The 22,238-nt window shown below is 69.5% G+C and carries 19 protein-coding genes; 14 read left to right on the top strand and 5 right to left on the bottom strand.

All coding sequences use genetic code 11. The features are described 5' to 3' along the window. Positions 1-72 precede the first annotated feature (72 nt). Positions 73-1,248: a hypothetical protein gene (locus POL67_RS31515; RefSeq protein ID WP_271923859.1), complete on the top strand. Its 1,176-nt coding sequence runs from the start codon at positions 73-75 to the stop codon at positions 1,246-1,248. Positions 1,249-1,529: 281 nt separating this feature from the next. Then, positions 1,530-3,266 (top strand): ATP-dependent zinc metalloprotease FtsH, encoded by a 1,737-nt coding sequence (gene ftsH / locus POL67_RS31510; protein WP_271923856.1) that lies wholly within the window; start codon positions 1,530-1,532, stop codon positions 3,264-3,266. A 374-nt stretch (positions 3,267-3,640) separates the two neighbouring features. On the opposite strand, the gene POL67_RS31505 is transcribed toward ftsH, so the two are convergent. Beyond that, positions 3,641-7,174: a serine/threonine-protein kinase gene (locus POL67_RS31505; RefSeq protein WP_271923854.1), complete on the bottom strand. Its 3,534-nt coding sequence runs from the start codon at positions 7,172-7,174 to the stop codon at positions 3,641-3,643. A 107-nt stretch (positions 7,175-7,281) separates the two neighbouring features. Here POL67_RS31505 and POL67_RS31500 point away from each other — a divergent pair, with 107 nt between their 5' ends. The 4 genes from POL67_RS31500 to POL67_RS31480 are packed head-to-tail and all read left to right on the top strand — an operon-like array spanning position 7,282 to position 10,044. Further along, positions 7,282-7,533: a MoaD/ThiS family protein gene (locus tag POL67_RS31500; protein WP_271923852.1), complete on the top strand. Its 252-nt coding sequence runs from the start codon at positions 7,282-7,284 to the stop codon at positions 7,531-7,533. 4 nt (positions 7,534-7,537) lie between these two features. Continuing rightward, the gene (gene moaA, locus POL67_RS31495) at positions 7,538-8,587 is read left to right on the top strand and encodes a GTP 3',8-cyclase MoaA (protein ID WP_271923851.1); all 1,050 of its coding nucleotides are present in this window, start codon (positions 7,538-7,540) and stop codon (positions 8,585-8,587) included. Between the two features lie 12 nt (positions 8,588-8,599). Further along, a complete protein-coding gene (moaC, locus tag POL67_RS53055) occupies positions 8,600-9,538 on the top strand; it encodes a cyclic pyranopterin monophosphate synthase MoaC (protein ID WP_308789556.1) in 939 nt (312 codons plus the stop codon). Further along, positions 9,535-10,044, top strand: a complete 510-nt coding sequence (locus tag POL67_RS31480) for a molybdenum cofactor biosynthesis protein MoaE (protein WP_271923849.1) — start codon at positions 9,535-9,537, stop codon at positions 10,042-10,044. The genes moaC and POL67_RS31480 overlap by 4 nt, the downstream gene beginning before the upstream one ends. 2 nt (positions 10,045-10,046) lie before the next feature. Here POL67_RS31480 and POL67_RS31475 read toward each other — a convergent pair whose 3' ends face one another. Genes POL67_RS31475 through POL67_RS31465 form a run of 3 tightly spaced genes read right to left on the bottom strand, consistent with a single transcriptional unit; the run spans position 10,047 to position 12,554 of the window. Beyond that, on the bottom strand, positions 10,047-11,249 hold the full coding sequence (locus POL67_RS31475; RefSeq protein WP_271923847.1) for a molybdopterin molybdotransferase MoeA: 1,203 nt from the start codon (positions 11,247-11,249) through the stop codon (positions 10,047-10,049). Further along, positions 11,249-11,797, bottom strand: a complete 549-nt coding sequence (locus POL67_RS31470; protein ID WP_271923845.1) for a MogA/MoaB family molybdenum cofactor biosynthesis protein — start codon at positions 11,795-11,797, stop codon at positions 11,249-11,251. Before POL67_RS31470 ends, POL67_RS31475 begins: the two co-directional genes overlap by 1 nt. Positions 11,798-11,801: 4 nt before the next feature. Beyond that, positions 11,802-12,554, bottom strand: a complete 753-nt coding sequence (locus POL67_RS31465) for a patatin-like phospholipase family protein (protein ID WP_271923843.1) — start codon at positions 12,552-12,554, stop codon at positions 11,802-11,804. 128 nt (positions 12,555-12,682) lie between these two features. Between POL67_RS31465 and POL67_RS31460 the strand changes: the two genes are divergently transcribed. Next, entirely contained in the window at positions 12,683-13,645 is a 963-nt protein-coding gene (locus POL67_RS31460) for a prolipoprotein diacylglyceryl transferase (RefSeq protein WP_271923840.1), read from the top strand. Positions 13,646-13,715: 70 nt separating this feature from the next. Here POL67_RS31460 and POL67_RS31455 read toward each other — a convergent pair whose 3' ends face one another. Continuing rightward, on the bottom strand, positions 13,716-14,600 hold the full coding sequence (locus tag POL67_RS31455; protein WP_271923838.1) for an acyl-ACP desaturase: 885 nt from the start codon (positions 14,598-14,600) through the stop codon (positions 13,716-13,718). Between the two features lie 422 nt (positions 14,601-15,022). Here POL67_RS31455 and POL67_RS31450 point away from each other — a divergent pair, with 422 nt between their 5' ends. From POL67_RS31450 to rodA, 7 genes are all read left to right on the top strand, one after another. Next, positions 15,023-15,940, top strand: coding sequence for an RNA recognition motif domain-containing protein (locus POL67_RS31450; RefSeq protein WP_271923836.1), 918 nt, complete (start codon positions 15,023-15,025; stop codon positions 15,938-15,940). Between the two features lie 239 nt (positions 15,941-16,179). Then, positions 16,180-16,341 (top strand): 50S ribosomal protein L33, encoded by a 162-nt coding sequence (rpmG, locus tag POL67_RS31445; RefSeq protein ID WP_136930735.1) that lies wholly within the window; start codon positions 16,180-16,182, stop codon positions 16,339-16,341. A 221-nt stretch (positions 16,342-16,562) separates the two neighbouring features. After that, positions 16,563-17,597, top strand: a complete 1,035-nt coding sequence (locus tag POL67_RS31440; protein ID WP_136930736.1) for a rod shape-determining protein — start codon at positions 16,563-16,565, stop codon at positions 17,595-17,597. Positions 17,598-17,720: 123 nt separating this feature from the next. Continuing rightward, a complete protein-coding gene (gene mreC, locus POL67_RS31435; RefSeq protein WP_271923833.1) occupies positions 17,721-18,608 on the top strand; it encodes a rod shape-determining protein MreC in 888 nt (295 codons plus the stop codon). Between the two features lie 24 nt (positions 18,609-18,632). Continuing rightward, a complete protein-coding gene (locus tag POL67_RS31430; protein WP_271923831.1) occupies positions 18,633-19,160 on the top strand; it encodes a hypothetical protein in 528 nt (175 codons plus the stop codon). Next, positions 19,157-21,106 (top strand): penicillin-binding protein 2, encoded by a 1,950-nt coding sequence (gene mrdA, locus POL67_RS31425; RefSeq protein ID WP_271923829.1) that lies wholly within the window; start codon positions 19,157-19,159, stop codon positions 21,104-21,106. The genes POL67_RS31430 and mrdA overlap by 4 nt, the downstream gene beginning before the upstream one ends. Further along, on the top strand, positions 21,103-22,236 hold the full coding sequence (gene rodA / locus POL67_RS31420; RefSeq protein WP_271923828.1) for a rod shape-determining protein RodA: 1,134 nt from the start codon (positions 21,103-21,105) through the stop codon (positions 22,234-22,236). The genes mrdA and rodA overlap by 4 nt, the downstream gene beginning before the upstream one ends. Positions 22,237-22,238 lie beyond the last annotated feature (2 nt).

The raw sequence follows: 22,238 nt of genomic DNA, 5'->3' as shown, positions 1-22,238 counted from the left end.
CGCGCGCGCCGGGAGGGAGACGGACGCGGCGGCTGCATGGTAGCGTCGCTCCCCACTCCCGTGACATCGAGCATGCTACGCCCCACGCCTTTCTCCTGCAGCAAGCGGAAGCTCTCCGTTGGCCTCTCCGCCTTCACCCTCGCGCTCGTCGCCGTGCCCGCGCTCGCCTTCGGCCAGGCGCCGCCGAAGACCGGGACCGACATGGAGCTCGATCCCGATTCGAAGCCCCCGCCGCCGGCCGAGCCCCCGCCGCTCCCGCCCGCGCAGGAGGGCGACTGGGGCGTCGGCGGCGCGGACGAAGAAGGAAAATTCGCGCCTTCGGGCAAGACGGGCTCGAAGAAGCGGGAAGAGGAAGAGAAGGCCGAAGAGGCGAAGGCCGAGGACTACCGCGCGCTCCCACCGCGCGAGGTCGGCGTCGACATGGTGATCGGCTTCGGCGAGATCCGTAATGTCCTCAGCGACACGGATCCCACCGACGTCACGGTCGCGTCGTTCGTTCCTTACTTCTTCTGGCGCCTGAACGAGACGTGGGCGATCGGCGCGCGTGTGCCCTTCGCGACGGGCAGCATCGACGGCCCGATCGAGAACCCGGTCGACTCGTTCGCGCTCGGCAACATCGAGGCGAGCGTGCACGCGCGCTTCAAGTTGAAGCGACGCATGACGCTCCCCGTGAGCCTCGCGATCACCGTGCCCACCGCGCAGGGCGACATGTTCCCCGAGCAGGACGCCGCGGGCGCGAGGCCGCAGGCGCTCTTGAACCAGGCCGTCGCGGGCGCGCGTGGCTGGGAGGAACAAGCGCCCTACACGCCGAACCGCCTCGGCGCATCGCCGAGCGTCGGCTTCGCCTACGACACGCGCCTCCTGCACTTCGCGGCGAGCACGAAGTTCGAGCTCCTGATCAAGACGGGCGGCGGCACGCCCGAGAGCGAGGCGACCGGCACGCTGCACGCGCCCGCCTACAACTGGGTGACCAGCGCGTCGTTCTTCTACGACTTCCTCGACGGCATGATCTCGCCAGGCCTGCGCGCGTGGCTCGCCGTTTCGCAGCAGCCCGTCACGAAGGGCACGAGCGATTACTCCGGCGCGCAGTTCGTGATCGAGCCCGACGTGAACAGCACGATCCCCGTCGGCAAGTCGCTCGCCGTGCGCGCGGGGCTCGGTTTCATCGTCCCGCTCGGCGGACCGCTCGGCGGCTCGAACAGCGCGACCATCAACGGATTCCGTCTTCGCGCAGGGCTCGCGTTCTGACTTCCGGACAAACCCGGAGAGCTCCCGGAGCGGGCCGCTCGCCGAGTCTGTAAGTCACGGAAATCAGAAAAGAAAACATCATCGTCCACGCTGGCGGACAACCTCCTCGCAGCTATCGTGCTTCGCCCCGGCTGCAAACCACCGGCCGCTGCGACCGTTTTGGTCGGCTGCGCGACGGATGGATGTGCCGGGCGATGAGGTGCGACGCGATGGGATGGCTCTCGAGATTCGAAAAGCGGCTGGGGCGTGTAGTCGGTCCGGTGGTCGTTTTGATCATCGCGGTGACGATCGGTGCCCTCGTCTACTCGCTGCGAGGACCGCGCGAAGGGACGATCTCTTACACCGAGCTCACGCAGATCACGGGATCGCAGGCGATCACCGAGGTGCGCGTGGAAGGTGAACGCTTCTCGATCCGAGGCGCGGACGGCTCGCTTCGCGTGGGCATCGTCGGCGACGAGGAGGCACGGCACGCGCTCGTCGACAAGTTCGCGGCCGCGGGCATCGCCGTCGAGTACGGCTCGCGCGAGGGCTCGACGGGCGCGCGCGCGGCGACGGCGCTCGCGCCGATCGCGGTGATGCTCGCGCTCGGCGCCGTCGGCCTCGGCATGCACCGCCGCAAGAGCCGCGCGCACTTCTCCGAGGGCCAGGCGTCCGGCGTCGGCAAGGTCCGCTTCACGGACGTCGCGGGCATGGACGAGGTGAAGGAGGCGCTCGCCGAGACGGTGGAGTTCCTCAAGAACCCGGAGCGCTTCGGGCGCCTCGGCGGACGCGCGCCGCGCGGCGTGCTGCTCACAGGGGAGCCCGGCACGGGCAAGACGCTGCTCGCGCGCGCCGTCGCGACCGAGGCCGGCGTGCCTTTCCTCACCGCGTCGGGATCGAGCTTCCAGGAGATGTTCGTCGGCGTGGGCGCCTCCCGCGTGCGCAACCTCTTCGCCGAGGCGCGCCGCGTCTCGCCCTGCATCGTGTTCATCGACGAGATCGACGCCGTCGGCCGCTCGCGTGGTCGTGGGGGCGACTCGGCCTCCGCCGATCACGATCAGACCTTGAACCAGCTCCTCGTCGAGATGGACGGCTTCGATCACACGACGGGCATCGTCGTCATGGCCTCGACGAACCGCGTCGACGTGCTCGATCCTGCGCTCCTGCGCCCCGGCCGCTTCGACCGTCAGGTCGTGGTGCCGCTGCCGGATCTGCGCGGCCGTCGGGAGATCCTCGAGGTGCACGCGCGGCCGATCGTGCTGAAGGAGGACATCGACCTCGCGCACGTGGCGAAGGTGACGCCGGGCTTCTCCGGCGCGGAGCTCGCGAACCTCTTGAACGAAGCTGCGATCCTCGCGGCGCGCAGCGGCGCGGACAAGGTCGACCTCGAGCACATCGACAAGGCGCGTGATCGCGTGCTCATGGGCGAGGAGCGCAAGAGCCTCGTGATGGACGCGGAAGAGCGGCGCGCGACGGCGGTGCACGAGGCTGGTCACGTGACGGTGGCGCTCTCGTCGAAGAACGCCGATCCGGTGCACAAGGTCTCGATCCTTCCGCGCGGCCGCGCGCTCGGCGTGACGCAGGCGCTGCCCGAGCGGGATCGGCTGCTCTACACGAAGGAGTACCTCGAGGATCAGATCTGCATGCTCATGGGCGGGCGCGCGGCGGAGATGGTCGTGCTCGGCACGATGACCGCGGGTGCGGCGGACGACATCCAGCGCGCGGCGTCGCTCGCGCGGAAGATGGTCGCCGAGCTCGGCATGAGTGAGCTCGGGCCGATCAACGTGACGGATCATCCGGGCCACGTGACGCACAGCGAGCATCTGCACGCGCGGGTCGACGAGGTGGCGCGCAAGCTCGTCGAGCATCAGCTCGAGCGCGCCTGCCGCATCGTCCGCGAGACACGCGACGGCGTCCTCCTCCTCGCCGAGCGTCTGCTCGAAGAGGACACGCTCGTCGGCGCCGCGATCGTCGCGTGCTTCGAGAAGCGCGCCGATGACGCCGAATCCGCGCCCGCGGAGCTCGCTGCTTCCGCCTGAGAGGGTGCACGCCGCCTCGGTCCAGGCCGTGCCCTGAGCATGGGTCTCATCGCAAAGCCGTCACGCCGCCGGGGCGCCGCCCCGGACCCCGCGGGGGGCTGTCCGCCCCCTCGACCCCGGACCAGGCACGGCCTGGACCGGTGATTGAAAAACTGCGCTCCGCGCAGTTTTTCAAACGGGCCGACGAAGAAGCCGGGGTGCCAGCAGAACCCGCAGCGCGGCTGTCTTGGTTGGCAACGCCGAGGCTGGTCTTGACCGGGCCTGTTCGATGAACTGCGCGGAGCGCAGTTCATCGAGCTTGGGTCCAGCGCCTCGCTGGTCCGGGGTCGAGGGGGCGGACAGCCCCCTGCTGGGGTGCGGGGCAACGCCCCGCGCTAGCGACTGGGCTTCACGGAAGCCGGCGCTGCGGCGGTTTGCTCCGCAGGCGGCGGCGTCGAGAGCGGGCTCCGCGTGGAGAGCGCGCGCGTCCATGCCGCGATCGTCTCGCTCGCGGGCGCAGGCCAGCCCATGCGGCTGAACCTGCGCAGGAGCTCGGGCGTGTGATCCCCGGTGCGCCTCGGATCCTGGAACGTCTTCCGCGCGAGATCGAGCTCGTTCGCGGCGTCCTGGAACCGGCCTTCGTGGTACGCGAGCCACGCGCGGGTGAGCGCGAGGTGCTGCTTCGGCTCGGCCTCGGCGAGGCCGGTGGCTTCGCACTCGGCGAGCGCCGCGCGCGCGACCTCCGCCTGCCCACGCTCGAGCGCGATCTGCGCGACGATGATCTTGATCTCGACCTGTCCCCACGGATCGGAGAGCCGATCGAAGAGCGCCGTCGCGGCGCGCGCGTGCGCGTCCGCCATGTCGAGCTGACCTGCGTCGAACGCGGTCATCGCGAGCAGACGCTCGCACGCGCCCTCGCCGCGCGGGTTGCCGAGATCGCGGAAGCTCCGACGCGACAGGAGCGCCACCCGCCGCGCTTCTTCGAGCCGACCTTCGCGATGATCCGAGTGCGCGAGTGTCACGTCGCACTGAGCCATGCCGAGGCGATACCCGATCGCGTCGAACTCGGCGCGCGCCGTGCGGAGGAGTGCGCGCGCCTTCTCGGGTGAGCCGCCGGCTTGCTCGACGAAGCTGTGCAGCACGAGGCACTGCGCGTGGCCGAGGCGATCTCCGACGGCCTGGAACTTCGGCCCTGCGCTTTCGAGGATGCGGGCCGCGTCGAGATGCGCGCCGAGCAGGAAGTCGATCTCCCCGAGGATCACCTCGCAGAGCGCTTGCCCGTGCGTGTCGCCGAGCGACTGGAACATCTCGAGCGAGCTCGCCACGAGCTTGCGACCCTCGGCGGGCGCGGCGAGATCACTCGCGGCGTGACCGAGGAGCCGGAGGCACGCAGCCTCGCTCTCGGGATCCCCAGCCTCGTGGAAGAGCCTGCGCGCTTCTTCGCCCTCGCGTCGGCAGTCTTCGAGCCTGCCCGCGTGCCGCAGCGCTTCGGCGCGCCACCTGCGGTGCCGCGCGAGCAGCAGGCCTTCGAGGCGACCGTCGAGCAGCGACAGATCCCGCAGCGTCGCCTGGACGTCGCGCGTGCGCCCCCACGAGTCGGCGATCGAGTGGTGCAGGAGCTCCGCGGCCACGTTCACGTCTCCGGCGCGGACGAGGTTCGTCACGCGGTGGCGCACGATGCGGCGGCTGCCCGCGTCGGGGTGATGGCCGAGCGCGTTCGCGGCGGCGCGCAGGACCGCGGCTGCATCCGGTTGCACGAAGAGCTGCCCGAGCAGGTGCTCTTGCAGGAGCGCATGGGGCCACCGCAGGCGCTCTTCACCGGATGCGAGCAGGATCTGCGCGCGCTTCATCGCGGCCACTGCGCGCTCCGCGTCCACGCCGAGCGCCCCGAGCTCGATCCGCAGCACGTCCTCGCGGATATCGCCGCCGAGCGCCGCCGCCGCGCGCGCGCCGCGCCGGAGATCCTCGGGGATCGCGCGCAGACGATCCTCCCAGAGCTCGGCCGTCGTGGCCGCGCGCATCGCGAGCTTTGCTTCAGGCACCACGTACCGCCCGTCGCGAAGCTCGATGTGCCCACCCGTCGCCCACGCGTGAACGATCTGCAGCGCGAACAGCGGGTTGCCTTTGCTGCGTTGCGCGGCCTCGACCACGGCGGCCTCGTCGAGCGGCAACGTCTCGCGCAGGAGCGCGTGCGTCTGCGTCGGGTCGAGCGGCTCGAGCGTCAGGCGATCGCCGCCGAGCTCGCGCAGGAGCCACTCGACCCACTCGCGCGCGACGGGGTCCGTCACGATCGCCTCGTCGCGCACCGTGCCCACGATGAGCAGCCGCAGGCCCGGCGTCTCGCGGTGCAGCCGCGTCATGCCCTCGAACGTCGTCGGCGAGCCGTGATGCAGGTCGTCGAGCATCAACAGGAGCGGACGGTTTTTCGCGATTTTTTGCAGCGCGTACTGCATCACGCGCCAGCGCGTCTCCGACGAGAGCGCAAAACGTTTGCCCGTCGGGCCGATCGCGTCGCCCTGCGCCGAGGGCCGGATCCACTCGGCCGTCGCGGCGACCCACATCTTGCCTTCGTCGTCGTCGGGCGCGACCTCCCACTGGTTCAGGAGGACCTTCTCGACGACGTCGCGCCCTTCACGCTCCAGCCGGTAGTGCTGCACGATCGCGCCGACCACGCCGTCGAGCGGCGCCGCGATCTTCCGGTACCGCGCGCGCAGCGGCACCACCAGGCCACGCTCGTGCACCTCCTCGCAGAGCCACTCCGCGAGGCGCGACTTGCCCACGCCGGCTTCGCCCGACAGCAACAGGAAGCGGTGCTCCGGGGTCTCCGACGTGGCGATCTGCGTCGCGATGTCGAGCAGCCGCGAGCGCTCGGCCGCGCGCGCAACAAAGGGGCTCGGCCGGAGCCCGAGCAGCCCCGTCGTGGTCACCTGCGAGTCGAGGTAGGTGCTCTCGACGACGAGCGGCGAGTCGCGCAGCGGCATGGACATCGGCGGCGCGGCCGAGGGCCTCGGTGTCGCCGTCGGGTCTCCGCTGCGCGGCCGCATCCGCCAGAGGAGAGCGCGCGCGTCGGCCGCGAATTCGAAGCGCTGCCACGGCCGCTTGTTCATCAGGCGCCGCACGAGCGGCACGATGTCCGGCGGGAGCCCGGGGCGCAGCGGCACCTCCGGCAGCGGCGCGCTCTTGTGCTTCGCGAGCAGCTCCTCGTCCGTGCCTTCGTACGGCTCGCGGTTCGCGATCATCGTGAAGAGGACACAGCCGAGCGAATAGAGGTCTGTCGACGGACCCACGTGCGGCGCGGCGTAACGGATCTGCTCCGGCGCCATCCACCCCGGCGTGCCTGCGCCCCAGCGGATCGTCGGCTTCGAGACGGGCGAGCCGTCGAGCCTGTGGTCGACGCGATCCTGCATGAGCCATGCGAGCCCGAGATCGAGCACGTGCACCGTCGGCGGCTCCGTGTCGTCGTGCGGGATGTCGACGAGGATGTTCGAGGGCTTGAGATCCCCGTGGATGACGCCGCGCGCGTGCGCGTGGGCGAGCGCCGCGAGCACGTCATCGGTGATCTTCCAGATGAGCGGCCACGGCAGGCCGCCTTCCTCTTGCGCGAGGTAGAGCCACTCGTGGAGCGAGCGACCCGGCACGGCATCCATCACGAGAAATGGCGTCCCGTCGGCGAGCGCGCCGAAGTCGCGCGCGCGCACGATGCACGGATGCGAGAGCGCCGCGAGCGCGCGGGCCTCCTCGTGGAACCACCATGCTTCTTCGGCGCGTGGTCGCGCGCCCGGTCGGCTCAGGACCTTCACGGCCACGCGGTCGTCGGCCACGAGATCACGGCAGAGGTAGACGACCCCCATGCCGCCACGCCCGAGCTCCCTCCGCACCTGGTACCGTCCGGCCAAAATCTTGCCGATCGTGCCGGTTTGCTCGCTCATCGGACGGGCGAATATATCGCGGCCCTGGCCGCCCGGCACGGCGGCGCGTCGGCCTGTTTTCGCGCCCGAACTGTCAACGACAATTCATCAATGCTACGTTACGGAACATGTCGAACACGGTGAGGCTGCTCGCGTTCGCGGGGGCGCGGGACGTGCTCGGTGCTTCGGAGCTCGTCTTTCCGCTCGACGCGCCGTGCACCGCGGAGGAGCTTCTTCACCACGTTTGCGGCCGATTTCCTGCGCTCGTGCCGTACCGGCGATCGATCCGCGTCGCGGTCAACGGCGCGTATGCGCGGCCCGACGAGCAGGTCCGGGCGGGCGACGAGGTTGCGTTGATCCCGCCCGTCGCGGGAGGGTGAGGCGATGGCGGCGATGAACGATCCGGCAGCCGAGAAGCGGCGATCCTTGCCGATGCTCGGCGCGCGCGCGCTCGTGCCGACGCGCGCCTCGGCCGGACCGCCGCCGCGCAGCGTGCGTGTCTCCGTGACGGATCGGTGCGACTTCGCCTGCACGTACTGCAGGCCCTCGCGGAACGATGGCTACGCGGACGGACGCCTGATGACGTCGGCGTGGAAGACGATGTTCGAGGCGCTGCGCCGCGCGGGCGTCCGTCGCGTGCGGCTCACGGGCGGCGAGCCGCTCGTGCATCCCGAGATCGTCGCGATCGTCGCGCACCTCTCCTCGCTCGGCTTCGAGGACCTGGCGCTCACCACGAACGCCTCGCAGCTCGCGCGCCTCGCGCGGCCGCTGCGCGACGCCGGCCTGCATCGCGTGAACGTCTCGATCGATACGCTCGACCCCGTGCGCTTCCGTGAGGTCACGCGCGGCGGGGATCTCGATGCCGTCCTCGCGGGCATCGACGCCGCGATCGAAGCGGGCTTCTCCCCGATCAAGCTGAACACGGTCGTCCTGCGCGGCGTGAACGACGACGAGCTCGAGCGCATCCTGCTCTGGGCCTGGGACAAGCGCCTCTTGCCGCGCTTCCTCGAGGTCATGCCCATCGCCGAGGGGGCCAAGCTCGTCGCGGATCACCTCGTCACGGCGGCCGAGATGCGCCGCGCGCTCGCCGCGCACGTCCTCGCGGAGGAGGCCGTCACCGATCCGGGCCTCGGCCCCGCGAAGTATGTGCGCGCCCGCCACGATCCGGCGCTCCGCGTCGGGTTCATCACCGGCACGAGCGACACGTTCTGCGAGACCTGTGATCGCCTGCGCGTCTCGTCGACGGGCGTCTTGCGGCCTTGCCTCGCCACGGACGACGGCGTGGATGCAGGGGCACCCGCGCGCGCGGGCGACGCGGAAACGATCGTCGAGCACATCGGGCTCGCCTGGTCGATGAAGCCCGACGGGACGGTCTGGAAGGGCTGCACCGAGGAAACCGCCGCGGGCGTGTCCATGCGCGCGATCGGCGGGTAGGATCCGGCCGCTGTGAACGAAGTTTTTTCATTCGAAGCCGAAGAGATCGGGCCCGCGCTGGATCTCGTCCCTCTGGCCGCGCGACGCGCGCTCGATCACGCGGGGCTCCGGCTGCCGCTCGAAGGATGGCGCTCCCTCGCGTTCGAGGATCGAAAGCGGATCACGCGCGCCGGCGCCGAGGCCGTCGTCGACGTCGCGACCGTCAGCGCGATCGTGCAGCAAGCCCACCCGCCCGCGCTCCCGATGCCGCTCGCCGCCGACCCGAGCCCGGATCATCTGCCCGAAGGCTGGCGCGAAGCCCTGCCGAAAGGTCGATCGATCGACGTGCGCACGTGGGCCTCGCTCTCGGGTCTCGTGCGGTTTTCCCTCGTGCACTGCGTCCGCCGCGCGGCGAAGCGTGGCGACCCGGCGATCCTCTCGGCTGCGCTCGACGTCCTCGTCCCTCGTGTGGCTGCGCAAGAGGCCGACGCGACGAGCCTCTCCTCGCACCTCGGCCCGCGCGGCGACGTTCGGATGGTCGACGTCGCCGAGAAGCAGCCCACCCAGCGACGCGGGGTCGCGGTCGCGCGTGTGCGCATGCGGCCCGAGACGGCGTCTCGCCTCGCGCGCGGCGACACGCCGAAGGGCGAGGTGCTCGCGACGGCGCGGATCGCCGGCATCATGGCCGCCAAACGCACGCCGGAGCTCATCCCGATGTGCCACGCGATCGCCCTGACGCACGTGGCGATCGCGCTCGACGTCGACGAGGCCGCTGCGCGCGTGACGATCACCGCGAGCGCCGAGGCGACGGACCGGACCGGCGTGGAGATGGAAGCGATGGTCGCCGCGTCGGTGGCCGCGTTGACGTTGTACGACATGCTCAAGGGCATCGACCGCGAGATGGTCGTCGAGGACGTGATGCTGGTGGAGAAGAGCGGCGGCCGATCGGGCCATTTCCGGAGGTCTCCGTGAGCGCGACGCGTATCCGCCGTGAGGCCCTCTCGCTCGATGAGGTCATCCAGATCGTCGCGCGCCCCGAGGCCGGCGCGATCGCCACGTTCCTCGGCGTCGTCCGCAACATGAACGACGGCCGCAGCGTGAGCCTGCTCGAATACGAGGCCTACGGCACCATGGCCGAGGCCGAGCTCGAGCGGATCCTCGAAGAGATCGAGCGCGAGATCCCCGGCGTTCGTGTCGCGGCCACGCACCGCATCGGCGCGCTCCACATCGGCGACGCCGCCGTCGTTTGCGCTGCGAGCGCTCCGCATCGCGGCGAGGCGTTCCGCGCCTGCCGCGAGCTCATCGATCGCATCAAGGCGAGGCTCCCGATCTGGAAACGCGAGCACGGCCCCGACGGGCCTTACTGGGTCGGCTGGGAAGACGCGCGGTGCGCGCCCGATCACGGCGAGCATGGGCATCACGGGCACGCGCATCACGAGCACGCCCATCACGCGCCCGCGCACGACGAGAAGCGCTGACCTCAGAACGCGTCGATTCGGATCGCTTCGAGCTCGCTCCCGTCCTCGACGCGCCCTTGGCTCGCGGGCACCACGACGAGCACCTCCGCCTCCGCAAAACTCGTCACCGCGCCCGACGCCTGGTTCGGCAGGATCCGCGCGCGCGCCGGGACCGCGCCTGGTTCGATCCGCGCGCGGACGAACTCTTCGCGTCCGGGCGTGCGCTCGTACGCGCCCGCCACCACCACGCGCTCGCGCCGCGGGAGCGGCGCCGGATCCCCTTGCAACGCCCGCACGAGCGGCGCGCCGAAGAGCAGCCACGTGAGCGAAGCGCTCGCGGGGTTCCCTGGCAACCCGAGCACGTGCGTGTCCCCCGCGCGACCGACGGCGATAGGCTTGCCGGGTTTGAGCGCCACGCGCCAGAAATCGAGCGTCACGCCGGCCGCCTCGAACGCGGGCCGCATCACGTCACGATCGCCCACGCTCACGCCGCCGATCGTCACCAAGAGATCACTGCCGCGCAGCGCTTCCACGACCGCCGCGCGCGCGACGTCGAGGTCGTCCGGTACGTACGCGCCGACCCGCGCGATCGCGCCGATCTGCCGCGCCGCCGCCGCGACGAACACGCCGTTCGACTCCGCGATCGACCCGGGTTTGCCCGGCTCACCCGGCGATCGCAGCTCGTCGCCCGAGCACAGGATCGTCACCACGGGCCGCTGCGAGACGAGCACGAAAGGACGATCGAGCGCCGCCGCGAGCGCGGCGTGGCCCGGCGTCATCCGCGCGCCCTGCGCGATCGCCACCGCGCCCTCCGCGAGATCCGAGCCACGCAGGCGGATCCACGCGCCCGCGCGCGGCGCTTCCCGCATCACGATCACGTCGCCGCGCCGTTCGACGTTCTCCTGCATGATCACGGCGTCCGCGCCTTCGGGCAGCCGTGCGCCCGTGAAGATCCGGCACGCCGTCTTCGGCGCGAGCGCGGGCCTCTCACCGCCAGCCGAGCTCTCTCCGACCACGGGCAACTCGAACGGCCCGGCTCCCTCGAAGTCCGCGGCGCGCACCGCGTAGCCATCCATGGAGCTGTGATCGAACGCTGGCATCGGCGCGCGCGCGACGAGGTCCTCGGCGAGCACGCGCCCGGCGGCATGATCGACGCTCACGCGCTCCTTGCCCACGGGCCGCGCCGCGGCGAGCAGGCGCGCGAGAGCGTCGCGATAGGAAAGCATCAGTGCTTTCTCCCGTGCTTGCCGTGGGGAGGACCGTGTGCGGCGTGCTTGCCGCCCCGCCCCGAGGCGAGCGCGATCGCGTGCGACAACGTCGGCGCGAGCAGCGCGTCCACCGCGAGCTCGACGGCGCTCGGGCTACCCGGCAGCGCTGCGATCACCTTGCCTCGTACCACGCCAGCGATCGCGCGCGACAGGATCGCACGGGGCCCGATCTGATCCCACGAGAGCCTGCGAAACGCCTCGCCGAAGCCGTCGATCGTCTTGTCGAGCATGGGCTCGATCACCTCGATCGTGCGGTCGCGCGGCGCGATCCCCGTCCCTCCCGTCAGCACGATCGCGTCCGCGGCGTCCGCGTCGCACACGTGCGTGATCGCCTCGCGGATCTCGTCCGGCTCCTCGCGCAGGATCACGTGCGATACGATGGAAAAGCCCGCCGCGCGCAGACGATCGACGAGCAGGCGGCCGCCCACGTCGTCGTTCGGCGTGCGCGTGTCGCTGAGCGTGAACGTGGCGACCCTGAAGGCCTCGGGTTGTTGGTTTGTGCTCATAAATTCAATGGCTCCTCGGCTCGATGACGACCGAGCGGTGCGGCATCGTGAGCGCCTCTTCCATGGGTCCCGGATCGAAGTCGAAGTGACGCTGCCTGAGCGGACGCTCGGGGAAGAGCAGACGCAGGCGCACGTGCGGCGGCGCCGTCGGAGGCTCCTCGGACGAGAAAAGCGTGCGCGCGATCTTTCCGCCCGGGAACGGCGAGATCACCGTGATGTCCGTCGCGCCGCGCGCAACGAGCGCGTCGATCAGCGTGTTGTCCGCGGCCCCTCCATCGAGGTGCACCTCTCCGTCGAGCCGCGGCACGCGGGCGTACACGACGGGGATGAAGCACGAGGCCACGAGCACGTCGTGCATGTCGCGCCGCTCGTGGTTCGAGTGCACCACGAGCGCGTCCTTCTTCCCCGCGAAGAAGCGCCGCGCGTGGGTCGTCGCCACGAGCAGCTCGGTCTCCGTCCCGTGCAGCTTTTCTTCCGGCAAGAACCGCTCGAGCGCGCCGCGCAGCACTCCGCTCATCCCGAACGGGCTCCGCTCGCTCCGCAGGTAGCGCCGCGACACGACGGGCGTTTTCGCCATCGATCGCCAGAGGTCCGGCCCCACGGCTGCGAGACCCGCGACGAGCGCCGCGCCGGAGATGGATCCCGACGAGGCCCCCGCCACGAGATCAAAGCGCTCGCCCGCGGCCACGAGGCGCGAGAGCACGCCGAACTGGAACGCCGCCCGGCAGGCGCAGCCGGGCAAGGACAGCGCTCGCACGCCGAGGTCTTATCAGAGCCCGTGTTCGACGTCACCCTTCGCTGGGGCGGGGGCCTCCGGCGCAGAAGCGTCCGGCGCAGCGCGCGCGTCCATGGCGTCGGCGCGCGCGCTGCGCTACGCACGTCCGCGTGGCAGAGCCGCTGATCCCCTACATCTCGCTCCCCGAGATCCCGCTCGGTTTCCTGCTCGACGTCCCCGTCCTGGGCAAGCTCTTCGACGCGACGAGGCCGCCGTCGATCAAGCCGTTCGGCACGCTCGTCGCGCTCGGCGTCTACATCGGCTCGGTCATCACGATGCACCGCGCGAAGGAGCGCAACCTCGACACGAAGAAGATGAACGAGTTCATCTTCTGGGTCGTCGCCGCGGGGTTCGTCGGCGGGCACGTCCTCGACGCGATCTTCTACCACCCGCAGCGCGTCGCGAAGGATCCGCTCTACCTGCTGATGCTCTGGGATGGCCTGTCGAGCTACGGCGGGTTCATCGGCGCGATCCTCGGCTGCTTCGCCTACAAGTTCATCAAGCGCGAGAAGATCCTCGCGTACGCGGACGTCGTTGTCGCGACCTTCCCGATCGCCTGGATCTTCGGCCGCGCCGGTTGCTCCGTCGTGCACGATCATCCGGGCCGCCTCTCCGACGCATGGTTCGCGGTTCGGTACCCGATGGGCAGCGGCTGGGTCGGCCGCTACGACCTCGGCCTTTACGAGTTCGTCCTGACGATTCCGCTCGCGATCATCGTCACGCTGCTCTGGCGTCGTGGTCCGCGGCCGCCGGGGTACTTCACCGGCGTCATCTGCATGGCCTACGCGCCCGTGCGCTTCGTGCTCGACTTCTTCCGCGAGGAAGAGGGCGCGAGCATGCTCGGCGGCGATCCTCGGTACGGCGGGCTGACGCCGGCGCAGTGGGCGTGCTTCGGCCTCTTCGCCATCGGCGCGTACTTCACGTTCGTGCTCGCCAAGAACCAGGCGGCGCCGAGTGACGGCGCGCCGCCCGCGGCTGGCAAGAAGAAGCGCAAGAAGAAGGCTCGCCCTGCGGAGAACACGACTACGGGGGAGAGCGGCGAGAGCAGCGACGCGGCGGGGCAGGAGAGCTAGAGGGCCGCACGGGCGTCACGCGACGTGATCCACGCGGTTCGTGGCTCGCGTCGCGTGGACCTGTCGAACCTCACTCGGCGTCGAAGAGCGCGGGCTCGGCTTCGACCTTCGACTGGCTCTTGGCGCGGAAGTTCCGCGGGAACCAGGCGTCGGGTGCTTGCCGGATGTTGTGGCGCTCGGCGAACTTCGTGAACAGGTCGAACCACTCGAGCCCGGGCAGCTCGCGGATCTTCTGCTCGATGCGCGCGATCGACTTGCTGCCCACGCCGTCGAGCAGGAAGCGGATCGCGTGGACGACCTCTTCCTTGGGGCACATACCATCACCGACGGGCGTCCAGGCGAGCTTCAGCGCCGTCGAGACGACCTTGCGGGTCATCGGGTCGCGTTGCAGGCGGCGCTTGGCGTGCTCGCGGTAGAACGCGTAGTGCCGCAGCTCCTGCTTCATGATCCGCTGGCAGATCTTGTTGAGGATCGGGTGATCGATCCGCTCGATGAGCGCCTGGTAGGCGCTGTACGTCGTGAACTCCTGGATCGTGCCCCAGGTCATGTGCACGGCGGGCCAGTGGTCCGGGAAGATCTTCCCGAGCATGTTCTGGCCGAACTCGTCGAGCCGCTCGCCGGGGCTCCGCGACAGGAACATGTCGCGCCGGTACGTCGGGGAAAGGGGCTCGCCCAGCGCTTCCATGAAGCTGCGGAACGCACGTCCGTGGAACTCCTCCTCGTACATCCAGACGCAGAGGAAAGGCGCGATCTCCGGCTCCTCGTACACGGCGTCCGTGGACATGAGGGCCTTGACATAAAAAAATGTCGAGTTCTCCGTCAGCAGGAAATACCGCAGGCAACGGATCGCCTCGGGGGTCATCGGGTGCTTCGGGACCTCGGACCAGTCGATGTCCGAAAGGTCGACCCTGCCGGACATATCCATCAAGCGCTCGATGTTGAAGTGCTCCGCCATCGCGTTTTGAACCTCGGGGAACGGGTCGTAACACGATTTACGTCTGGCGACGCAAGCGGATCCTCCGTCCCGGTCGCCCGGGCGTCAAAGCGCATCTTTGCCTGTTTTTTCGCTGCGTAGAGCGCTTCGCGACGCGGTTTTCAGCGAGCGAACGACCAGGCGGGGAGGGGGTGATGCCGCGGGCCGGGCAGGGGCTCGAGGGGCCTCTCGCGGAGGAATCGACGCGCGGGGACGAACGGGCCGCGAGAGGCTCCCTTGACGCGGGAAGTGGGCCATATATCGTGGGCTGTAGCTCGTCCCAGGAGGTACGCTCCTCGCCATCGTGATGCGAGACGCGCCTCTCAGGGAGAGCGTTCGAGGCGAGCAAGAGGGCGCGAGCCTCGAAGGCGAGGCGCTAGGATCGATGGTGCGCAGGTTTTTCGATGGCTGAAGATTCTCGTAAGTTGTTCGTTGCAGGACTGCCCGACTCCATTACCGAAGATGTTCTCCGTGGGCTCTTCGAGGCGACAGGCGGCAACGTCGTCGAAGTGAGCCTTCCGAAGGATCGCGCGACGGGTCGGCCGCGCGGTTTCGGGTTCGTGACGCTCGCGACGAGCGAGGAGGCGAATGCCGCTCGCGAGTCGCTGGACGGCTCGTTCCAGGGCGGCAAGTCGATCTCCGTGCGGCCCTTCCAGGCCGAGCCACCGCGCCGTGAAGGTGGCGTGGGCGGCATGGGCGGCCCGCGGCCGATGGGTGGTGGAGGTGGTGGCATGGGCGGCGGTGGGCCTGCTGCGGCAGCGCCTGACCGCACTCTCTACGTCGGCAACCTCCCGTACGACGCAAGCATCGAGGAGGTCGAGTCGATGATCACCTCGGCTGGCGGAGGCCCCGTCGTGCGTGTGCACTTGCCGATGGACGCAGACGGACGCAAGCGCGGCTTCGGCTTCGTCACGATGGCGAGCGCCGAGGCGGCGAAGGGCGCGATCGAAGCGCTGCGCGGCGTGGACGTGCGTGGCCGTCGGCTCGTCGTCAACCTTGCGCATCCCAAGGGCGAACGTCCGGCTGGCGCCGAGCGTCCCGGCGGCGGCGGTTACGCCGGCGGCGGCGGCGGTTATGGCGGCGGCGGCGGCGGCGGCGGCGGCGGCGGCGGCTATGGCGGCGGTGGTGGTGGGCCGGGCGGCTACGCTCCCGCGCCTCCTCCGCCTCCGCAACGCAAGACGTTCGACGATCGTCGTCGTCGTGGCGGCGGTGCCGGTCACGACGGGGACGGCCCGGGGGGCGGTGGTGGTGGACGTCGCTCCAACAACAAGAACTGGGGCCGCGACGACGACTGGAGGGACGGCGGAAAAGACGACGAGTGATCGGGCTGGGCGAGCGTCCGAGCATCGGCTCGAGCTCGCCCGTCACGGCTCGTTTGCGATCTTTGCCGAAGGTCGTGCTCGCCGACGTTGACAGCGGCGGGAAATTCCGTAGGTTACCGCCCTCCTTCGGGCCCCCCCGTCGCGGCGGGGTTGTGGAGAGCGGCGTTTCGCAGCGCGCTCGCACGTGAGCGTGCCCGTGACCGAGCCGGCGCGAAACCGGTGAGTTTCAGGAGAGAGCCATGCGCGACATCATCAAGCTGACGTGCGGCAATTGCAGCCGGGCGAACTACCACACGACGAAGAACAAGCGGACGATGTCGGACAAGTTCGTCATCAAGAAGTTCTGTCCGGTGTGCCGCAAGCACTACGAGCACAAGGAAGGCAAGATCTCGAAGGGCTGATCGGCCTTCTCGGATCTGCCTGTGCATGTGCGAACGTGATTGACGGGTGGATCCATGGCATGGCCATGGGTTCACCCGTGCTTGCTGCTGAACGGGTGTGCCCGACCTGAGCAGGTGCTCTCGTTGCGACCACCCACCATGGATGATAGGACCGCCGCCTGCCCGTGCGGCATGAATGCACGTCTCGGGCGGACCGGACCCCAAGCTTCAAGGGCGATGCGATGATCTTCGACTGGCTCTACGGCCTGTTCTCGAACGATCTCGCGATCGATCTCGGCACCGCCACGACGCTCATCTACGTGAAGGGCAAGGGCATCGTCTCTTGCGAGCCTTCCGTGGTGGCCGTGCAGCGCGACAACCGCGGCGGCAAGAAGGTGCTCGCGGTCGGCCGTGAGGCGAAGGAGATGCTCGGGCGCACGCCCGGGAACATCCAAGCCGTGAGGCCGTTGCGCGACGGCGTCATCGCCGACTTCGAGATCACCGAGGCGATGCTGCGGTACTTCATCGCCCGCGCGCACAACCGCCGCACGCTCGTCAAGCCGCGCATCATCATCTGCGTGCCCTTCGGCATCACCGAGGTCGAGAAACGCGCGGTGAAAGAGAGCGCGGAGGGCGCGGGCGCGCGCGAGGTGTACCTCATCGAGGAGCCCATGGCGGCGGCCATCGGCGCGGGCCTTCCGATCACCGAGCCCTCGGGCAACATGGTGGTCGACATCGGCGGCGGCACGACGGAGGTCGCGGTCATCTCCCTCGCCGGCATCGTCTACTCCCAGAGCGTGCGCGTCGGCGGCGACAAGATGGACGAGTCCATCATGGCGTACATGAAGCGCAAGTACAACATGGCCATCGGCGAGCAGACGGCCGAGCGGATCAAGATCACGATCGGCAACGCGTACCCGCTCGAGCAGCAGCTCACGATGGAGGTCAAGGGGCGCGACATGGTCGCGGGCATCCCGAAGACCGTGGTCGTGAACTCCGACGAGATCCGCGAATCACTTGCAGAACCAACGAACGCGATCGTCGACGCCGTGCTCGTCGCGCTGGAGCGCACGCCCCCTGAGCTCGCGGCGGACATCGTGGACAAGGGGATCGTCCTCACCGGCGGCGGTTCCCTCCTGAAAAATCTCGACGTGCTGCTCCGCGAAGAGACGGGCCTGCCGGTGATGGTTTGTGACGATCCGATCAGCGCCGTCGTGCTGGGTAGCGGAAAAGCGCTCGATCACCTCGAGCTGCTGAAGGAAGTCACGATCAGCTGACAGCCTGTTGACCGGAGCGCGTGTGCAGGTAGCGTCCGCGCGTCTCTCGTGGCATCGAGGGAAGAGCGGGGACCTCTCCCGCGTGATCCGAGCCGCTTTCCCGGCGGCCTCGCCGCTCGACGCATGAACTTCAAGCGATACCGCGACCTGGCCATCGTCCTGCTCGCCCTGGCGGTGCCGTTCTGGTTCCTCCGGGCCAGCATGCGTGATCCCGGGAAGGTCACGGGCGCCGACAAGGTGATCGTCCGGATCGCCACGCCCCTCCAGTACGCCGCGGCGACGCTCGCGCGCGGGCTCTCGAACATCTGGGGCGACTACATCTACCTGGTCGACGTCAAGGAGGACAACGCGCGCATCGCCTCACAGAACGCGCGCCTCCGCGAGCGTGTGCGCAAGCTCGAGTCGCTCGAAGAGGAGAACCGGAGGCTCCGGCGCCTGCTCGATCTGCGCACGAGCGTCCGCACCGACGTCGTGAGCGCGGTGGTCACGGGCAAGAACACGAACGAGTTCTTCCGCGTCGCGCGCGTCACCCTCGACAGCGAATCGAACGACGTCAGGCCGAGCCAGCCCGTGATCTCGCCCGACGGCGTCGTGGGCACGACGCTCAAGGTCTCGGGCGACACGATCGACGTGCGGCTCATCGTCGACGCGGGCAGCGGCGTCGACGTCGTCGTGCAGCGGACGGGCGCGCGTGGGTTCGTCCGCGGGACGGGCGACGAGGCGAAGTACCTCTGCAGCGTGGAGTACGTGCAGCGCACCGACGAGGTGGAGGTCGGCGATCTGCTCGTCACGAGCGGCGTCGGGAAGCGGTATCCGAAGGGCATTCCCGTCGGCAAGGTGACGCAGGTCGTGAAGCGGGACTTCGGCATCTACCAGCAGGTCTACGCGACGCCTGCCGTGGATTTCTCGCGGCTCGAAGAGGTGCTCATCGTCACCTCCGCGCCTCCGGAGGAGGCCCAGCCCCAGGCGCCCACGCCAGGCGCGGCTGGCTCTTCCACGCCGCGGCGGTAAGGTCGGAGGGGAGGAGAGAGGACGATGCGAAACACCGCATTTCTCGCTGTCGGCATCGCCCTTCTCGTCATCCAGTCGAACCTCTACCGGCTGATCGGGCGGCTGCAGATCGCGGGGATCACGCCGAGCCTGCTCCTGCCGCTCGTGGTGTTCATGGGCGTGCACGAGTACTCGATCGCCCGCGGCGCGGCGCTCGCGTTCTTGCTCGGCTACCTGCTCGATCTGTTTTCGGCCGCGCCCATCGGTCTGTTCACCTTCATCACGGTCGCCACGTTCGTCGTCGCGCGCGCCGCGGGCGTGCGCCTCGCCGCGCAGACGCTCCTCACCAAGGTCGCGCTCGCCTTCGCCTTCGCGCTGCTCGAAGGCGTGCTCATCATCGTGCTGACGGCGATCTTCGGGACCGACACGGCGAGGCCGCGCGCGCTGGCGACGCTCGTCGCGCCGCACGCGATCGGCACAGCGATCTTCGCGCCACTCGTCTTCAGCCTCGCCGAGCGCGTGCATCAAGCGACCATCAACGTGCCGAGACCCGGGGAAGGAGGTCAGCGATGAGCCTCGTCGTTCAGCGCTCCGACGTCAGCGAGTTCAGGCGCCGCTTCCGCTGGATCGCGCTCGCGATGGTGGTGCTCCAGCTCATCCTCATCGGGCGCCTGTTCCTGCTCCAGATCATCGAGGGCGACGACAACAAAGCGATCGCCCGCGAGAACATCGTCCGTCGCGTCACGCTCGCGACGACGCGTGGCCTCATCCGCGATCGGAGCGGCAAGATCCTCGCGGCGAGCCGGCCCTCGTACAACCTCTACGTCGTCCCCGAGAGGATCGACATGCAGGTCGTCTGGCCGAAGCTCGTCGAGTACCTCGGGGTCGGCGTGGACGAGCGCGCGCGGCTCGAAGCGCTGCTCACCACGCTTCGCGCGAGCGATGGGCCCCGGAAGAGCCAGCAGATCCTGCTGAAGGAAGACATCTCGCGCGACGCCGTGGCCACGCTGCGCACACATGACGCGGAGCTTCCCGCGGTCGACGTCGTGCCCGTGCCGGTCCGCTATTACCCGTACGAAGAGGTCGGCGCGCACGCGCTCGGCTACATGGTCGAGGTCGACGCGGAGAAGCTGAACCAGCTCCGCAGCGCGGGCTACGTCGAGGGCGATCGTGTCGGCGCGACGGGCATCGAGCGCGCGTGGGAGAGCTACCTGCGCGGCACGCGCGGCTGGGAGAAGGTGCTCGTCGACGCGAGGGGACGGCGAAGGCCGGGCGGTGAGGGGATCATCGAGGATCCGCGGCGCGTCGATCCGATCCCGGGTCGCGATCTGCGGCTCACGCTCGACGCCGACATCCAGCGCGCGATCGAGAAGGCGATGCGCCCTGAGCTCGCGGGCGGCGTCGCGCTCATCGACGTGCGCACGGGTCGCATCATCGGCCTCTACTCGAAGCCGAGCTACGACCCGAACGCGCTCTCGGGCGGATCGGGCAAGCAGGTCATCCGCGACGCGTTCCGCAGGCTCTACTCGGACCCGCTCAAGCCCGCGCTGGACAAGACGATCTCTGGCGCGTACCCGCCGGGCTCGACGTTCAAGCCCTTCACGGCGCTCGCCGCGCTGGAGAAGGGGCTCATCGATCCTCGCGCGGCGACGAACTGCCGCGGCGGGCTCACCTTCGGCAAGCGCCCGTTCCGGTGCACGCACGTCCACGGACCGGTGGATCTGCACAAGGCGATCGCGGAGTCGTGCAACGTCTACTTCTACCGCCTCGCGGCCGAGCTCGGCGTGGGCATGGACGTCATCGCCGAGATGGGGCAGCGCTTCGGCCTCGGCGCGAGGACGGGTCTCGGCGTGAACGCGGAGGCGGCGGGGCGCATGCCGACGCGCGCCTGGATGACCCTGCGCAACAAGGGCCAGTTCCGGCTCGGCTTTGGCCTCAACGCGGCGATTGGGCAGGGCGCGACGACGGTGACCGTCCTCCAGCTCGCGCTCGCGTACGCGGCGCTCGCCAACGGCGGCACGCTCTACCAGCCGCAGATCGTGCGCGCGGTCGAGACGAGCGCGGGCACGGTGGTGCAGGAGTTCGCGCCGCGCGTGCGGCGGCAGATCGACGTGAGCCCCGAGAACCTCTCGCTCGTGCAGAAGGCGCTCTACGCGGGCGTGAACTCCGAGGCGGGCACCGCCTTCAAGGCACGCGTGCTCGGCGTCGACATGGCGGGCAAGACGGGCACCGCGCAGGTCTCGCACAAGCTCGCGCGCGGCGCCGAGGCCGAGCGCGTGTGGTACTTCAACCGCGAGCACGCGTGGTTCGCGGGCTACTCGCCATCCCGCGCGCCCGAGGTCGCGGTCGTGGTCCTGGTCGAGCACGGCGGCGCCGGTGGTAAGCACGCGGCCCCCGTCGCCTTCGAGGTCGTCCGCGCCTACAACGAGCTCTCGCGCGAGCGTGTTACGCGCGCCGGTGGGAACAACGGCGGTAGCGCACGCACGCAACCGAAGCCCGATCGTGGAGGTACGCCTTGATTCGCGGCGACGTCTCGCCCCGGGCGAGGGATCACTTCGACTGGCCACTCTTCATCGCTGCGGCGCTCATCGCCGTGCTCGGCGTGGTCAACCTCTACAGCGCGACGAGCGTCTACCAGGGTGTGCGCGCCGAGCTCTACATCAGCCAGATCTACTGGCTCGTGCTCGGCGGCATCCTCGGCGGGATCCTCGTCGCCATCGACTATCGCCACCTCGAGCGTCTCGGCTACGCCATCTACACCTTCGGCGTCTTCTCGCTCATCCTGGTCTTCGTCTTCGCGAAGGACTTGCGCGGCTCCAAGCGCTGGATCGAGTTCGGGTCCTTCCGCTTCCAGCCGAGCGAGTTCATGAAGGTCTTCCTCGTCATCGCGCTGGCGAAGTTCCTTCACGACGATCCACGCAGCGAAGGGCGCACGTTGAAGGACCTGCTCGTCCCCGCGCTGCTCACGGGCGTGCCCGCGCTGCTCATCCTGAAGCAGCCCGATCTCGGCACCGCGTCGATCCACGTCCTCGTCTTCCTCATGATCGCCGCGCTCACGCGGGTCCGGTGGAAGAGCGTGCTCACCTTCATCGTGACGGTCGCAGCCGCGGCGCCCATCGTTTGGTACTACGTCCTGCTCGACTACCAGAAGGCGCGCGTGACCGTCTTTTTGCGGCCCGAGGACGACATCCTCAAGACCGGCTGGCACGCGCATCACTCCCGCGTGGCCATCGGCAACGGCGGGCTCTTCGGCAACGGGTACATGAAGGGCACGCAGAACCAGTTCAACTTCCTGCCCGACCAGTTCTCGGACTTCCCGTTCCCAGTGTTCGCGGAGGAGTGGGGCTTCGCCGGCAGCGTGCTGCTCGTCTTGCTCTACGGGTTCCTCTGCTTGTGGTCGATCCGCATCGCCTCGCTCGCCAAGGATCGCTTCGGCGCCGTGCTCGGCGTCGGTTGCGGCGCGATCCTCTTCTGGCATGCGTTCATCAACGCAGGGATGGTCTGCGGCATCCTCCCCGTCGTCGGCGTGACCTTGCCGCTCTTTTCCTACGGCGGCTCCAGCGTGACCACGATGCTCATGTGCGTCGCGCTGCTCATGAACGTGTCCATGCGCCGCTACTCGGTCGTCCCCGCTCCGGACCGCCTCTAGGC

Origin of the sequence: Polyangium mundeleinium (assembly GCF_028369105.1) — a bacterium.
GTDB lineage: Bacteria > Myxococcota_A > Polyangia > Polyangiales > Polyangiaceae > Polyangium > Polyangium mundeleinium.
The sequence above is the reverse complement of the archived record's forward strand: the minus strand, read 5'-3'. Positions and strand labels throughout refer to the sequence as shown.